The sequence below is a fragment of the Ignavibacteria bacterium genome, from assembly GCA_016873775.1.
In the GTDB taxonomy this organism is placed as follows: domain Bacteria; phylum Bacteroidota; class Ignavibacteria; order UBA10030; family F1-140-MAGs086; genus JAGXRH01.
In genome coordinates, this window is the sequence record VGWC01000013.1 from 25,823 (window position 1) to 42,649 (window position 16,827).

At 37.6% G+C, this 16,827-nt stretch carries 14 protein-coding genes; 7 read left to right on the forward strand and 7 right to left on the reverse strand.

The genetic code is table 11. The features are described 5' to 3' along the window. Window positions 1-86 precede the first annotated feature (86 nt). Complete coding sequence (locus FJ218_03440) at window positions 87-935, forward strand: diaminopimelate epimerase (protein MBM4165958.1); 849 nt, start codon at window positions 87-89, stop codon at window positions 933-935. An 83-nt stretch (window positions 936-1,018) separates the two neighbouring features. On the opposite strand, the gene FJ218_03445 is transcribed toward FJ218_03440, so the two are convergent. Together FJ218_03445 and FJ218_03450 are read right to left on the reverse strand one after the other, a co-directional pair. Further along, window positions 1,019-1,525 carry an acetyl-CoA carboxylase biotin carboxyl carrier protein subunit gene (locus tag FJ218_03445; GenBank protein ID MBM4165959.1) on the reverse strand — a complete coding sequence of 169 codons (507 nt, stop codon included), beginning with the start codon at window positions 1,523-1,525 and terminating at the stop codon, window positions 1,019-1,021. Further along, complete coding sequence (locus FJ218_03450) at window positions 1,522-3,006, reverse strand: acetyl-CoA carboxylase biotin carboxylase subunit (protein ID MBM4165960.1); 1,485 nt, start codon at window positions 3,004-3,006, stop codon at window positions 1,522-1,524. The genes FJ218_03445 and FJ218_03450 overlap by 4 nt, the downstream gene beginning before the upstream one ends. A 629-nt stretch (window positions 3,007-3,635) precedes the next feature. On the opposite strand from FJ218_03450, the gene FJ218_03455 reads away from it, so the two are divergent. The 6 genes from FJ218_03455 to FJ218_03480 all read left to right on the forward strand — a co-directional run bounded on the left by FJ218_03455 (window position 3,636) and on the right by FJ218_03480 (window position 8,862). Further along, entirely contained in the window at window positions 3,636-4,574 is a 939-nt protein-coding gene (locus tag FJ218_03455; protein ID MBM4165961.1) for a ribose-phosphate pyrophosphokinase, read from the forward strand. A 23-nt stretch (window positions 4,575-4,597) separates the two neighbouring features. Beyond that, complete coding sequence (locus tag FJ218_03460) at window positions 4,598-5,272, forward strand: 50S ribosomal protein L25 (protein MBM4165962.1); 675 nt, start codon at window positions 4,598-4,600, stop codon at window positions 5,270-5,272. Between the two features lie 99 nt (window positions 5,273-5,371). Beyond that, window positions 5,372-5,857, forward strand: a complete 486-nt coding sequence (gene rpsF, locus FJ218_03465) for a 30S ribosomal protein S6 (protein MBM4165963.1) — start codon at window positions 5,372-5,374, stop codon at window positions 5,855-5,857. Then, complete coding sequence (gene rpsR / locus FJ218_03470; protein ID MBM4165964.1) at window positions 5,850-6,134, forward strand: 30S ribosomal protein S18; 285 nt, start codon at window positions 5,850-5,852, stop codon at window positions 6,132-6,134. Before rpsF ends, rpsR begins: the two co-directional genes overlap by 8 nt. Window positions 6,135-6,144: 10 nt before the next feature. Continuing rightward, a complete protein-coding gene (locus tag FJ218_03475) occupies window positions 6,145-6,591 on the forward strand; it encodes a 50S ribosomal protein L9 (GenBank protein MBM4165965.1) in 447 nt (148 codons plus the stop codon). A 117-nt stretch (window positions 6,592-6,708) separates the two neighbouring features. Next, on the forward strand, window positions 6,709-8,862 hold the full coding sequence (locus FJ218_03480; GenBank protein ID MBM4165966.1) for a sodium-translocating pyrophosphatase: 2,154 nt from the start codon (window positions 6,709-6,711) through the stop codon (window positions 8,860-8,862). Between the two features lie 78 nt (window positions 8,863-8,940). Here the strand turns inward: FJ218_03480 and FJ218_03485 are convergent, their stop codons facing one another. The 5 genes from FJ218_03485 to FJ218_03505 form a co-directional block, all read right to left on the reverse strand. Beyond that, entirely contained in the window at window positions 8,941-10,305 is a 1,365-nt protein-coding gene (locus FJ218_03485) for a DUF4139 domain-containing protein (protein ID MBM4165967.1), read from the reverse strand. A gap of 33 nt (window positions 10,306-10,338) precedes the next feature. Next, window positions 10,339-12,276: an ABC transporter ATP-binding protein gene (locus FJ218_03490; GenBank protein MBM4165968.1), complete on the reverse strand. Its 1,938-nt coding sequence runs from the start codon at window positions 12,274-12,276 to the stop codon at window positions 10,339-10,341. Between the two features lie 55 nt (window positions 12,277-12,331). After that, a complete protein-coding gene (locus tag FJ218_03495) occupies window positions 12,332-13,234 on the reverse strand; it encodes a hypothetical protein (GenBank protein MBM4165969.1) in 903 nt (300 codons plus the stop codon). A gap of 317 nt (window positions 13,235-13,551) precedes the next feature. Next, window positions 13,552-15,384, reverse strand: coding sequence for an ABC transporter ATP-binding protein (locus FJ218_03500; protein ID MBM4165970.1), 1,833 nt, complete (start codon window positions 15,382-15,384; stop codon window positions 13,552-13,554). 106 nt (window positions 15,385-15,490) lie between these two features. Continuing rightward, window positions 15,491-16,827: amino acid permease (locus tag FJ218_03505; GenBank protein MBM4165971.1), on the reverse strand; the 1,337-nt coding region annotated here is incomplete at its 5' end.

Below are 16,827 nucleotides of genomic sequence, written 5' to 3' on the forward strand. Positions count from 1 at the left end.
CAAATGTCCTTTCATAAAATTTGCTTTCAAATTCGATGAAGAATTATTCGAATTGCAATTTACAGTAATTTATTTTTTATTAGTTGATGAAAAAGCAAATTTCGTTCACAAAACTTACAGGTGCAGGTAATGATTTTATACTAATTGACAATAGGGGAGAAGAGATTTCGTTACCTTGGGATATTCTTGCAAAAAAATTATGTGATAGAAATTTTGGAATTGGCGCTGATGGCTTACTGATCGTTGAACATTCAAACGATTCCGATTTTGAAATGAAATATTTTAATAGCGACGGAAGTTACGGTGGAATGTGCGGCAATGGAGGACGATGTATTGCTCATTATTATTTTCTCACAAAGAAACGTAAGAAAAAAACATATTTCAGAGCGCTTGGTGAAACATACATTGCATTAAAGAAATCGCAAACAATTTCTATTAAAATGAAAGATGTATTTGTAATGCCAAGTACGCTTTCACTACGTATCAACAGCCATATACTTCCTGCATATTTTCTAGATGTTGGTTCACCGCATGCAATAATATTCTACGAAGATTTTCAAAAATTCGTTTCAAAGAAATTTTCGTTTCATAGTCTTCCAGTTGAAGAATTAGGAAAAAGCGTAAGAGAAAATAAAACAATATTTCCTTTAGGAACAAACGTAGATTTCGTCCAGAAAAAATCTAACAACACTATCAAAATACGTGTGTACGAGCGAGGAGTCGAAGCAGAAACGCTTGCTTGTGGAACCGGTGCTGTTGCAAGCGCGCTCGTTACTTCATGGAAATTTAATATGAGTTCGACTGTTACTATAATACCGAAAAGCAACCAAAAACTCTATGTATCGTATTCTAAGAAAGTTAACACATTTAAGAATATTTGGCTTGAAGGAAATGCTCAAATGGTATTTCAGGGAAGCATTTTCGTAGAACTATGATAACATTCTTTCTCGGAGAAAAAATGCGAAGTTGTAAATACATATAATCAATATTATGTATAATTATAATGAATGTGTGTATTTTATCTAATCGCTATTATTTTCTCTCCTTTCTCTATTATGGACTTTTCATTAATGTAGATTTGCGCTACTTCTCCACTTTCCATTGCATGTATATCATTTTCCATTTTCATTGCTTCCAAAATACAAATTCGTGTTCCAATGGTAATCCTATCACCGACGCGAACAAATATTTTCGTAATTAATCCAGGCATTGGCGCATACATTACTACGTTTTTTTTTTCGTCTGTATCTTTTTTGTATTTCCTGTAAGTGTTTTCTGTTTCCTTAATGATTTTCGTTTGATAATTCTTCTGAGAAATCATTACCGAATATGTTTCATCGGAAAGTTGGTGCAACACACCGTCATATATTTTTTCGTTGATAATCAATGAAAATATATTTTTGCTTTTTTCTAAGTAAGAAATTGTAAAACGCAATTCATCGGCCGCAACATTTTGTTCGTTGGAAAATTCCAGCGCTATTGCTACGCCATCTACTTCAACGATTTCTCTTAATTTTTTTTTCATCGATACTGTTCCAGTTTTTTATTTTTCCATTGTGAACCTATTGTTGAATTTTTCTTTGTTACAACTAATGTGCGATGCTTGTGCAATACGGTAGCAATTGCAGCAACTAACGCTTCTTCCTGAAGTTTCTTCTCTTGAAAACCTGATGGAAAATTTCTTTGAAGAAAATTTGTATCAATCGTTCCTTCAAGAAAATCCTGATGTTCTAAAATTTGAAGACACGCCGGAATATTCGTTGCAACACCACTTATTACATATTCGTTAAGTGCGCGTATCATTCGTTGTATGGCAAATATTCGTGACGATGAATAGGAAATTAATTTAGAAATCATCGGGTCGTAATACAGAGATATTTCATTCCCTTCCTCAATTCCTCTTTCTTCTCGAATACCAATTCCACTCGGCGAACGCATATATGTTATTTTTCCCGTTGAAGGATAAAAATTATTAAAAGATTCTTCAGCGTATATTCTACATTCAATTGCATTTCCGCGTAGGATTATATCTTCTTGCGTAAAAGAAATTTCTTCTTCCGATGCGACACGAATTTGTTCTCGTACCAAATCGATCCCAGTAACTAATTCGGTTACAGGATGTTCTACTTGCAATCGTGTGTTGACTTCAAGAAAATAAAAATTCTCTTTATCATCCATTAAAAATTCCACTGTTCCTGCATTAGAATAATTTGCAAGTTTTGCAACTTCTTTTGCTGCATTTCCCATCTTGTTTCGCAACGCATTTGTCATAATTGGTGATGGCGACTCTTCGATTATTTTTTGATGTCGTCGTTGTATGGAGCACTCGCGTTCTCCAAGATGAACGATATTTCCATAAACATCACCAAGAATTTGTATTTCGATATGCCGAGGATTATGTAGATATTTTTCTATAAACACGCGCGAATCTTTGAATGCATTCATCGCTTCGTTTTGACATAAACGAACTGCATTTTCAAACTCCGCTTCCGATTCGACAATCCGCATTCCCTTTCCCCCGCCTCCTGCTGCTGCTTTGATAAGTACCGGATACGAAATTTTTTGTGCTATTCCTTTTGCTTGTTGTAAATCGGTAATCGGTTCATCTATTCCTGGAATTATGGGAACATTAGAATTTCGTAAAAGTTGTTTTGCTTTGGTTTTATCTCCAAGAGTCTCAATTGCATTCGCAGATGGACCGATAAATACAATTCCACTTTCCTCAGCGAATTTTGCAAACGAAGAATTCTCTGATAGAAATCCATATCCCGGATGAATAGCATCTGCTTTTGACTTCCATGCAACATCAATAATTTTCACCGCGTCAAGGTAACTCTCTTTTGCAGGTGCCGCTCCTATGCAATATGCTTCATCTGCGTAAGAAACAAACGGCATCATTCTATCAATTTCTGAATACACAGATACTGTTGCAATATTCATCTCCTTGCATGTACGCATTATTCTCAATGCAATCTCTCCCCTATTTGCAATAAGTATTTTTTTTATTGTTCTTTTCAAATAATATTCGTACTAGAAAAATTTTAGTGATAAGATACGACTATAATAATGAAGACGTGTTTCTATTTCTGAACAGAAATTGAAATGGAAATTTTGTCTTCTTGTTTTGTTTTCGAAAATATTTTTGAAAAAGTCAGGAATTGTTACTCTCCATCTTTTCATATTTACGTACGCTGTAGGCACAACAACAAGCGTAAGAAAGTTGGTAAATAGTTTTTTTACTCATTCCATCTCTATTGCAAGTTCTTCCATTGTAACTTTGGTAATACAATATTTTAGATATGAATTTGCAACCGTATAAAATATTCGATGTTTTGCTTCGAGTTCACTTACCATAATTATTGAAAACAGTATAACGGTGAATTTAGTTTGAAAATTTGCTTAGTAACTGAGAATTTAATAACTCTACTTTTGTATTTTAAAAAAAATCGAGATGAAGAAATGAAAAAATATCGAAAGAACAATTGGAAATTAATATCGTATTTTAGGTTTCCGATATTTTTTATTCTTTTTTCTTAATTTCTTGTGTACTAAAATGTATTTACATATTTTTTGCCTCGCTTTTTAAGAAATTACGAGCAAATAACTGCTTTATATCTCACGCCTTCGTATTATCAATGAGCAATTTAGAAATATTTTCCGGGCGTTCTAATCAAACGCTGGCTAATGCTATAGCCAAAAAGTTGGAAATGCGATTAGGAAAATGCGATATTGAAAATTTCGCAGATGGAGAAATTTGGGTAAAATATAACTCAAACATTCGAGGTAAGGATGTGTTCATCATTCAATCTACAAATCCTCCTTCGGATAATTTAATGGAATTGCTCATATTGATAGACGCTGCTAAACGAGCATCTGCACGAAGAGTAACAGCAGTAATTCCATATTTTGGATACGCTCGACAAGACAGAAAAGATCAGCCGCGAGTTTCTATTACAGCAAAACTTGTTGCAAATCTCATTACGCACGCGGGAGCAGATAGAGTAATAACAATGGATTTACACGCTCCTCAAATTCAGGGATTTTTTGATATTCCAGTTGACCATTTGTATTCATCGGCGGTATTTATGCCGTTTTTACGAAAGAAAAAAATTCCCAATCTTGCAGTTGTTTCACCGGATGTTGGAGGAATAAAACTTGCGAGAGCGTACGCAAAGCGTTTACAAGTTGAACTTATTCTCATTGATAAACGACGCCCAAAGCCTAATGTTGTTGAAGTTATGAACATTATCGGCGACGTCAAAGGAAAAAACATCCTCATCGTAGATGATTTAGTAGATACTGCAGGAACATTTACAAATGCAGTAAAAGCGCTTAATGCAGAAGGAGCAAAAGAAATTTATGGAGTTTGTACACACGCAGTACTTTCTCAAAATGCCATAGAAAAAATTACCAATTCCGCTGTTAAAAAATTATACGTAACAGATACATTTCCATCGAAAAACGTTGGAGAAAAAATAACAACACTTACTGTTGCAAATATTTTCAGCGAAGCAATTCTTCGCTGTTACAATAATCAGTCAATCAGTTCGCTTTTTGACATAAGTAAAGATTAAAAAAAGTATAGTCAAACATTATTATGAAAGAAGTTACATTACCCGTCGAAGTTCGGACTATTCGAAAGAAAAAAGTAGGAAAATTACGACGCGAAGGTTTTATCCCGGCAATTTATTACTTGAACGGTGAAGGCGAAATTCCTGTTTCTGTTCGTGAAAAAAATCTCCTCCCGATAATCAACAATCCCGATTTGCAACTCATTAATCTGGAAATTACTCCCGGTGGGATTCGTCAGGGAATTGTAAAAGAAGTACAACGCGACCCTATTACTGAACGCCCTCTTCACGTGGATTTTCAAGGTGTACGGGAAGACAGAATGTTAACCGTTGAAATTCCTATTGTACTCACAGGCGGAACTCCTGCTGGTGTGCGAATGGGAGGAATTCTCCAGCATATTCTCCATACTGTTGAAGTTTCTTGCCTTCCCAAAGATATTCCGGAACATATCGAAGTAAATATCAGCGAACTCGCAATTAACCATTCAGTTCACGTAGGACAACTTTCATTTCCGAATATACGTATCTTAACTCCGTCAGAAGAGCCGATTGTTGCAGTATTCCCGCCGAAAGTAGAAAAAGAACCTACTGCGGTAGAAACAACCGAGGAACAGAAAGAACCTGAAGTAATAGCAAAGGGAAAGAAAGAAGAAGAAGTTTCCGCTGAACCTGTAAAAGGAAAAGAACAAACAAAGAAGTAAAACAAATTTTAATTCACGCCTGTGTAAACAGGAATATTCTCTGTTTCAGTGCATTGCGCATCGAAACCAACACACTTAAGACCGAAGAGAACATTTCTTATGAACGAAAACAAACGCTTATACGAAACTACTTATATCATAAACGGTTCGCTTGAAGATACTCAAACCGAATCTATCATTTCAAAAGTGAACGACGTCGTTGTAAAACACGGCGGCGAAGTTCTTTCAATTGTCCGTTGGGGACGAAAACGATTTACGTATCCCATACGACATAAAACAAACGGCTACTACGTAATTCTGGAAATAAAAGCGAATGCGTCGTTCATCCGCGAGTTTGAACGTTTCTTTCATCTCGAAGAAAATATATTGCGCCATTTATGTATTGCATTAACTAAACAAATGCTTAAAGCAAAGGAATTAAAACCATTTGTCATTGAGCCATCTACGTTAATGCAGCAAGAAGTTATTCTTGAAGAAATACTCACAACCGAAATAGAAGCAGCAAAAGAAGAAATACCTTTGCCTATTCGTCAAGAATTACACACACACGAAAACGAACTACAAGGAGAAAAGAACAATGCCTAAACTCACTCCGCAGGAATATGCGCAATTAGCCGCAAAACGCCGAAAGCAATTAGAAGAATCATTAAAGAAACGCACATGCCGTTTTTGCCGCTCGCGCGATATCTACATTGACTACAAAGAAGAAAAGCGATTGATTCGTTGTCTTTCCGAACAAGGAAAAATAACACCGAAACGATTGACAGGAACGTGCGCAAAACATCAACGACAACTCGTTATTGCTATCAAACGCGCTCGTTACTTAGCATTATTACCGTATGTTTCAACAATAATTCGTTAAAGGAAATTATATGAAAATCATTTTACGCAAAGATTACGAAGTATTGGGAAAAAAAGGAGAAATCGTTTCTGTAAAAGATGGTTTTGCTCGCAATTACTTATTCCCTCAAAAAATTGCAGCGCTTGCTACCGAAAGCACCGTAAAAGCGATGGAACTTGCTCACCAACAAATGCAAGCAAAGGTAAAAAAAGAATTACTTGCCGTTCAAAAACGCGTATCCGATTTGCAAAAAATTTCACAAGTTACTATTGCCGTAAAAGTTGGCGAAGAAAACCGATTATTCGGCTCCGTAACTTCGCTCGATATTGCAAATGCTCTAAAAGCGCATCACTTTGACCTCGATAAGCGCGCTATTGAACTCGACGAACCAATTAAATCGCTTGGCATTTATTCTGTTCACGTGAAACTTCATTCAGAAGTTAAAACTACTATTAAAGTCAAAGTGGTTAAAGAGTAATTTATTGTCTTTTGAAACAAAGGACACACTTGTGTATTCAACGATTCTCAAATGTGTCCTTTTGTTTTTTTCAGAAAATCTTTACTTCAAAATATATTCACATAACAATCACTACGTATGGAACTCACACTTATTTTTGTAATCAGTATTATCGGATTATTATTCGCAGTTTATCTTATTCGGAACGTAATGCAACGTGATACCGGAACCCCCGCTATGCAGGAAATCTCCAACGCCATTAAATCGGGCGCAGAAGCATTTCTCCGACGACAAAACAAAACAATTCTCTATTTAGCAGTCGCATTAACAGCACTCATATATATACTCTACGCATTTGTCAGAACATCGAACGAGCACGACCCCGCAACCGCATCTACGCTTGCACTATGGACCTCGCTATCTTTCATTCTTGGAGCGTTATGCTCTGTTGCCGCTGGATATATGGGAATGTGGGTTTCCATTCGTTCCAATATTCGAACCGCCTCCGCAGCAACTCGAAACTTAAATGACGCTCTACAAACAGCATTACGCGGAGGCGCAGTTTCAGGATTTTTTGTGGTTGCATTATCACTACTCGGTGTTGCAGGATTATTTGCTATTGTGAACGCAATGGGAGTTGCTAAAACTGTTGAACAAATTCCGCTTCTCATTGTCGGATACGGATTTGGTGCATCATTTGTTGCATTGTTCGCTCAATTGGGCGGTGGTATCTATACAAAAGCCGCCGACGTGGGCGCAGATTTAGTTGGTAAAGTTGAAGCAGGAATTCCTGAAGATGATCCTCGTAATCCTGCTGTTATTGCCGATTTAGTTGGCGATAATGTCGGTGATTGTGCCGGTCGTGGAGCAGATTTATTCGAATCTACTGCGGCGGAAAACATCGGCGCTATGATTCTTGCCGCGGCATTATACAAAGCAAACTTTGTTGAACTTGGTACAAATGGCTTACTTTCCGTATTACTCTTCCCTCTTGTTGCTCGAGCATTCGGCATTCTTGCTTCTATCGTAGGAATTTTGATTGTCAAAACCAACGACAATGAAGACCCAATGAAAGCACTCAATCGCGGTTATTACGTTACTACGGTTCTGGCAATGATTGGTTTCTTTGTTGCTTCCAAATGGTTGTTGGGAAGCGAATATTATTTTAATTTCTTTTTATGCGGCGTTATCGGTGTACTTACTGCTCTTGCCTTTGTGTTTTTAACACAATATTACACAGAATACAAATATCGCCCCGTACAATCTATTTCCGAAGCATCCAAAACAGGCGCTGCTACAAATATCATAGCAGGAATTGCAGTGGGAATGGAATCCACCGGGTATCCTGTTCTCGTTATTTCCGCCGCACTTATTTCTTCTTATTTCCTTGGTGAAAGTTCGGGATTGAAAGAAGCAGGTTTGTTTGGAACTGCAGTAGCAACGATGGGAATGTTAGGAACTGCTGCATTTATTCTCGCTATGGACACATTTGGTCCGATTACTGATAACGCAGGAGGTATTGTCGAAATGTCCAAACAACCCGATGACATTCGGAAACGAACGGATAGACTTGATGCCGTAGGAAATACCACCAAAGCATTAACCAAAGGATACGCAGTTGGTTCTGCTGCGCTTGCCGCATTTCTCTTATTTTCTGCATATTTTGACGAAGTGAGAAATTATGGTTTTGATTTACAGCATATAGATTTATCAAAGCCGCCTGTATTTGTCGGAGCGATGTTCGGAGCGATGCTCGTGTTTATTTTTTCTTCGCTTGCTATTAAAGCAGTCGGAAGAGCCGCATATTCTATTATTAATAATGTCCGCGAACAGTTTAAAAATAATCCCGGAATTATGAAAGGAACGTCTAAACCCGATTACAGACAATGTGTTGATATTGTTACTCGTGCGGCATTGAAAGAAATGGTGCTTCCTGGTCTTCTCGTAGTTATTATGCCCATCTTTGTCGGACTTGTTTTCAAATGGATATATAATGCAAGCGGAACTCCAGCGAACGGAGCAACCGGCGCAGAAGTTGTCGGTGGTTTGCTGATGGTTGGAACAATTACAGGAATTCTTGTTGCCCTCTTTCTTAACAATGGCGGCGGCGCGTGGGATAATGCAAAAAAGTTTGTCGAAGTTGGAAATAAAAAAGGAAGCGATTGGCACAAAGCAACCGTTGTCGGCGATACCGTTGGCGACCCATTCAAAGATACAGCTGGTCCCTCGCTTCATGTATTGATTAAATTACTCTCTACAATAACGTTGGTTTTAGCGCCGTTGTTTATTTAAGTTTTTTTTCTTCTGAATAATGTGTAAACCTTCAAGGTTTTTTAAACCTTGAAGGTTTTATATATAATTCAATCTTATTTACCATTCATACCGAACTGTGTATGTTACTATTTTTTCTCCGTCTTTGTTTACATTTACGTGGAATTTAACAGTGTTTTGGTCAACTTTTTCCCACTTGTCGCTCCAATTTGTAATTTCCCATTCGCGCCAACCTCCTGGATGTTCATAAATCTGCACTTCTATTTCCTCCGCTTTATGATTGCGAATTTTTATTTCGTATGTTTCTTGCGCTGAACGCTCACCGAATGTTTTTCCGTCGGTTTTCTTACGCTCACCGACGATATCGAACGCATTACCCAAATTCAATTTTAGTTCTTCATCTTTCGGCGTGTGGTCAATTTCATCTTCGCCGATAAATTGTTCTTTCCCATCTTCGTCTTTCTTATATACGCGGACTTTACCTTTGGGCAATGCAATTCCCAACCCAGATTTTTCTTCGTTCTTGAACTGCACGTACACGCCAACTTTCGGTTTTGTTGCACCGTCATAAATAAAAACTTTTTTCGCAACAACTTTTTTTCCTGCAACGAGTTCAAGTTGTTTCGTTTCGTTATCGTTGATATCTGCTTTGCGTTTGAGTGAGTAAAGTTTGTATTCAAATAATTCTCTCTGCTCAAATTGCGGCTCCTTTGATGTCGACATCAATTCCATCATTTGATAACGCGGATATATTTCAACATCTTTTGCTACAATGTTGACATCGCCGGCAACAAGTTTCAATCCCGCATTTTTGAACGACGTTCCGCAATTATTAGTTATTGTAACCCATCCTGTCAAATCCAATTTGTTGTCGTCTTTATTTATCAATGCAACGTAATTGCAAATCCATGAAAGATTATTCGCAAGATAACTGATTTCTGTTTTGTGCTCGCCTTCCTTTTCGTTCTCTATCATCCATTGCAGTTGAGGTTTTGAAATTAAACCTTCGGGCAAACTCGGAAGCACAATTTTTCCCGATGGATTCACTTCTATTTTCCCATTCACTTCTGCAACAATGCCATCAACGTTGGAAAGAAGTTTTCCGCTTACAGTAAATTCTTTTTTCGTTTCCTCATTCAATCGAACGAACTCAATCGTCTTCCCCAAATATTTAAAAAGAAGTTTTGATTGATTGACTAAATCGTATTGATAATTTTGTTCGAGAACGCGCACAGCATTTGCATCGGTCAAGCTTGAAAAATGCAATGACGTACCGTCAATCGTCGAAGGAATGTCGGGAATAACGATTGTCGAAATTCCTTTCTTCAAATTGAGCGTTCGTTCTTCTCTGATGAGAGAAAGATTTTGATTGTATATAGTTAAATCTACTTGCGTCCGTTCATTTTTCGATTGTGAAAAAAGATTGGATGCTAATAAAATGGTGAGAAAAATTGCGTAAAACATAAATTACTCCTTGTTGATGTGTTTGTTGTTTTGTTAGTTGATTAATGAGTTATTTAATTGAAGTACACTTTTAGTAGTATTAGTTGATTCTTTAAATAATTCTTCTTGTCCTCGAAATTGCAATTGATACAACTTGAAATAAATTCCGCCTTGCACGAGTAATTCCTGATGTGTTCCCGATTCCCGCACTTCGCCTTTATGGAGAACAATGATATTATCCGCATGCTGAATTGTTGAAAGACGATGCGCAACAACAATGGCAGTTCGGTCTTTTAACAACTCTGTTATAGCGTTTTGAATGAGACGTTCTGTTTCTGTATCAACGCTCGATGTCGCTTCATCAAGAATCAAGATTTCAGGATTCGTTACCAATGCGCGCGCAAATGCCAGTAATTGCTTTTGTCCCACGGAAAGCGTTGCTCCGCGTTCCTTTACTTCTTCGTCGTATTTCTTAGGTAACTGTTCAATGAATATATGCGCGCCGACAATTTCGCACGTGCGTTTAACTTTCTCAAGAGAAATTGAATCGTTGCCAAGCGTGATATTATTTGTTATATCGTCGGAAAATAAAAACACATCCTGAAGTACAACAGCAAACCGTTTTCTCAAAGCGTTTTGTGGAAAAAGGCGAATATCAATTCCATCAATCAAAATTGCGCCTTTTTGAATTTCATAAAACCGCAGCAACAAATTAACAATGGTGGATTTTCCCGCACCTGTTGCGCCTACAAATGCAGTAGTCGTTCCACTTTCTATTATGAACGATACATTCTTCAATATCCAAGCATCGGATTGTTGATGCTCGATATTCGATGTTCGATTGAACTCACTGTTGCCATCGAAAGTATAATCGAAAGATGTATTTCTTCCTGAAGAATCGTCGTAACGAAACCAAACATTTCTAAATTCAATCGTTCCTTTTCTTCCATTATTTCCACCGTCAACTGCTCCATCATTCCGTTTCACAGCATTATCGTGAATAATGGCATCATCATCGAGCAATGCAAAAATTCTTTCTGAAGAAGCCATCGCCGATTGCATAATATTATATTTTTCAGATAAATCGCGAATCGGGCGGAAAAACATTTCCGTGTATTGAATAAACGAAATCAAAACACCGAGCGAAATTGTTTGCTGCATTACTTCTCCCCCGCCATACCATAAAATAAGACCGATAGCAATAGCAGAAATAATTTCGACAGCAGGATAAAATATTGCATAGTAAAACACCGAACGAATATGCGCATCCGTATGTGCTTGATTAATGCGTTTGAATTTCTGAAATTCGTTTTCTTCGCGGCGAAATATTTGAACTACGTTAATTCCGGTTATATGTTCCTGAATAAACGTATTGATTCTTGCAAGTTGGGTACGCACTTGGCGATAGGCATCACGCGCACCTTTACGAAACCACATCGTCACAAGCACAAGCAACGGCAAAACCGACATTGTAACGAGTGATAATTTAACATCCATCATAAACATAAAGATAAGAATCCAAACAATGATGAAAATATCGCTGAAGACCATAACAATGCCGGAAGAAAAAAGTTCATTCAGCGTTTCAACGTCGTTGGTAACGCGCGTAACCATTCGTCCAATCGGAGTTTTATCAAAAAACCGAAGCGAGAGTTTTTGCAAATGCGAAAATATAGTGATGCGCAAATCGTAAATAGTTCGTTGACCAATCCACGATGTAAAATAATTGTTCAGATATTGAATGACCGCTTGCAATATCAACACACCAAACAGCGCAAGCGCAATTTGTTGTAATCCGCTGCTGTCATTTTTTAAAATGAAATCATCAATAGCAATTTTCGTTAAATACGGACGCATAGGACCTAATCCTGCTATCACAATATTTAACAATATTGCAACAATTATCCACGTGCGATATGGTTTTAAGAATAACAGCAATCGTTTCATCAAACGACTGTCGTAGGCTTTTCCTAATATCTCTTCGTCTTGCATAGAGTTTATCTTATACAGAATTTTTTAATGTGTTCAACCATTCTTCGAATAACTCTTATTTAAAAAGTTCATGCAAATTCTGAATTGTTTGCTCCACAACATACAATTCTAATTCATTGGACAAATTCAATCTTTCTCGGAGGATAAGTATTGTCCCGTCTTTTGACCACAATGGATAATCTGTTGTTCGTTCATCTGTTTCAGAAATTTTCCACTGTAGTGTTCCATCAGCATTGCATATCCATGTTTCGCTTTTCAAACATTGTGTATCGTTGTCATTCCAATACGATTTTATATATACAATTTTCTTTCCATCGAACGACCAAACGGGATGATGCGTTTCTTCTTCTCGCTTCGATTCAAAGCCAAATCTTCCTACGGTTGATATGGAAATTCCTAAAGACGTTTCCTTAAATTCAAGTAATTGATATTCGTATGCATTGTAACTGCGAACAATAATTCTATCAGATATCGGCGACCAGAGAACTAACAGAGGAGAATCAAAATCTTTTAACTCTAGTACTTCATCGCCCAATGAATTATACACCCAAATAGTCCACGTAAGACTAAATTCATTGGGCTTCATTCTTTGCAAAAAATCGTTCATAATATTTCGACGTTTCTGTGAACTTTGTCGTTCCCAATCTCCATAAAATTTCGGTTTTAATACGGTGAACCAATTTCCATTATATGACCAACTTCCAAGTAATCCGTCGCAAATGTTTCTTCCATTTCTTCCATTCGCCTCAGCCATCCAAATATTAGGAAAAGAATCGTAGTTTTCCGTTTGATACAAAATATAATTGCTACGCGGCGAAACTGAATGCTGTACAATATCATTTTGCAAAGCGTCCACTATAATATTTTTTCTGAAACGTACATCGAAAATCCCTGCTCGTCGCTTTCCTTTTTCTTCATACGTGTACTCAATAAAATTTCCATCTGCGTTGAATCTCACTTGCGGTTTTTGCCTTTGATGAACCCGAAGCACTTGCGTTTTGTCAAATTGCGATTTGATACTCGAAATAAAAAAAATAATTTCATTGTTTATATATTCGCATACTATCATTTCCAGTTGAGGACTTATTGCGAAAATATTCTTCGTTCTCAAATCGAACGCTGAATAGCGTAGCAACTCTCTCTCGAAAATTATTGGCGACTTCAAAAGGGAATCTTGTGCATCAGTATCGTGAAAACAAAAAACGAGTAACAGAATTCCAACGTTCCAAAGAACACGCCATCGAATATTTCCACGATTCTTGTTCTTCATCAAAATCATATCGCTTCCAATTCCGACTCGAGCATTTGCTTTTCGTAAAGCTCAGTGTAAATTCCGTTGAATAACACAAGTTCGCTGTGTGTTCCTTGTTCCACAATTTCTCCGCCATCAAGAACAATAATCACATCAGCATCTTTTACGGTTGAAATACGATGCGAAATAATAATACTCGTGCGCTCGCGCATAAATTTTTTCAATCCTTGCAGAATTTCTTCTTCTGTATGTGTATCAACTGCCGAAAACGCATCATCAAGTATCAGAATTTTTGGATTAGTCATTATTGCGCGAGCAATTGATGTACGTTGTTTTTGACCGCCGGAAAGTGTAATACCGCGCTCTCCAACAATCGTATCATATTGATTCGGAAAATTTTCAACGTCGTTCGATATGCGAGCTATTTCTGCAGCACGTATTACAGTTTTCAGATTACGAATGCCAGAATTTTCATTGAAACTATCGGTATCACCGTTTTTAAATCCGTTATCTGTTCCAAAAGAAATATTTTCAATCACCGATGTTGAAAACAAAAATGTTTCCTGCGGAACAATAGCAATATTGTTTCTCAAAATTTCCAGCGGAATATTTTTAACATTCACTCCGTCAATCAACACTTCTCCTTCGGCACTATCATATAATCGCGGAATGAGATTGACAAATGTTGTTTTACCGCAACCTGTTTTACCAACAATAGCAAGCGTTGTACCTTGTTCAATTTTCAAATTGATGTTTTTTAGTACCGGTTCAGTTTTGTTTTTATGAACGAAAGAAACATTGCGGAATTCTATTGCTCCGAAAATTTGAGATTCCGAATTACTGATTACTGACTTCTCGTTATAGTACTCTCCAATCTGTATTCCGAAATCTTCATTTCTAATTTCCGGTACTGTATCCAATACTTTACAAAACCGATTCATTGAAGCCGCACCGCGCTGAAAGATATTTACCACCCACCCAAATGCAATCATCGGCCAAATTAACATTCCAAGATACATAATGAATTGCGTCATTGTTCCAAGCGTCATTGTTCCTTCGATAATATTTTTCCCTCCGAAGAAAATAACTATCACAATAGAAACTCCCGTGAGCATAAACATCAGTGGCCACAATAAACTTTGAATACGCGCAAGTTTCATATTCTTTTCCAGATATTCCCAACTCATTATTTTAAAAATGCGAATTTCATGTTCTTCACGAAGAAAACTTTTTACTACGCGAATACCTGAAAGATTTTCTTGAGTTCGTGTTGTCAACTTCGAATATTGTTCCTGCACTTCGTCATAAAATTTATGCACACGTTTTCCAAGCAAGTACACGGCAAATGATATGAACGGTAACGGAAGCAACGAAACGAGCGTGAGAGTTGTATCGAGCGAAAACATCATTGCGAGTATCATAATAAATCCTGTTGCTGTATCGGATGTGTACATAATTCCGGGACCGAGAACGCTGCGTATTGCATTCAAATCATTCGTTGCATACGACATTAAGTCGCCCGTAGGCGTATTCTGAAAATATTGTAACGGAAGTTTTTGTACGTGCGATAGAAAATCGTTACGCAAATCAAATTCAATTTTTCTTGATACGACGATAATTGTCTGTCGTGTAAGATAAGAAAAATAACCGCTGAAGAGCATTGTTCCGACTACAAGCGAAGCATATTGAATGAACGTTGTTGAATCAAACGATTGCTGTAATTCGTCAATAGTTTTTCCGATGATTATCGGAGTAAAAAGCCAAAACATATTGCTTCCGATAATCACGAAAAAACCAATAGCAATGCTTTTTTTGTAGCGATTAAGATACGGAAGAAGTCGAAGCAGAGATTTCATTTATTGTTCGAAAGAGATACAAAGATAAATCGAAATTCAACAACGAAAGTGAATCAAAAATTGTTCAGAAGAACAGTAATAAAAAATGAAAGAAAACAATTTAGAGTTACTCAACCTTTTCTTTTAGTTTACTTTTTCTAAATCCGTAGAAAAAATAAATCACTGTGCCGAGAAAAAGCCATATTCCAAACCTAAACCATGTTACCCAGGGAAGCCCAAGCATAAGATAAATACAACTCGCAATGCCAAGTAACGGTACGAGCGGAACAAATGGAGTTTTAAATGCACGCGTTCTATTCGGTTCTTTTTTTCGGAGAATTAAAACGCCTGCACAAACGAGAGTAAAAGCAAACAGTGTTCCGATATTCGTCAGTTCAACCATTTCATTGATATTAGCAACACCAGCAAATGCCGCAACAAGAACCCCTGTCCAAATTGTTGTGATGTGCGGTGTTTTATATTTTGGGTGAACTTCGGAAAACTTTTTTGGAAGTAACCCATCACGCGACATCGAAAAGAAAATACGCGGCTGTCCAAGTTGAAATACAAGCAACACAGCAGTCATTGCAATCACTGCACCGAAAGAAACAATCCCCGCCGCCCAATCCAATTGAAGATACGCAAGCGCAGCAGCAAGCGGGTCGGCAACTCCAAGTTGATTCCAGGGTATAATTCCCGTTAACACTCCTGCCGTAGCAACGTAAATAATCGTGCAAATAAATAACGAACCGAGAATTCCCCGCGGCATATCACGTGCGGGGTTTTTACATTCTTCTGCCGCTGTTGAGATTGCATCAAACCCGATGAATGCAAAGAAAATTAAACTTGCCGCAGTCCAGACACCCTGTATTCCATTCGGGAAAAAAGGCGACCAGTGTTCGGGTTTAACATACATTCCTCCAACGACTATAAAAAAAAGCAGGATAGCAACCTTGAGCAACACCATCCAATTATTCACTCGAGCAGATTCCTTTACGCCAATAACCAACAGCCACGTTATGAGCAAAACGATTGATGAAGCAAGAAAATTAAAGATGATTGGTATTCCCATTATAGTTGGATGACGCTGCCATGCTTCATACGCAAACTGTAAATCGGACGTAAGTTGTCCTCCGTTTCCTACAATGCTTGCTGCCTGATGTGCTGTTCTGTAATCAACTGCAATCCACGCTGGAATAGTTATTCCAAGCCCTTCCATTAGTTGATGAAAATACGCCGCCCATGAAATTGCTACTGCAACATTACCGATCGCATATTCAATCATCAAATCCCAGCCGATTATCCACGCAACTAATTCTCCCAATGTTGCATACGAATACGTGTATGCGCTTCCAGCAATAGGAACCATCGAAGCAAACTCCGAATAACACAATGCGCAAAATGCACAAGCAAGCGCAGTAATCAGAAATGAAATCATAACCCCCGGTCCTGCACCAAGATGAC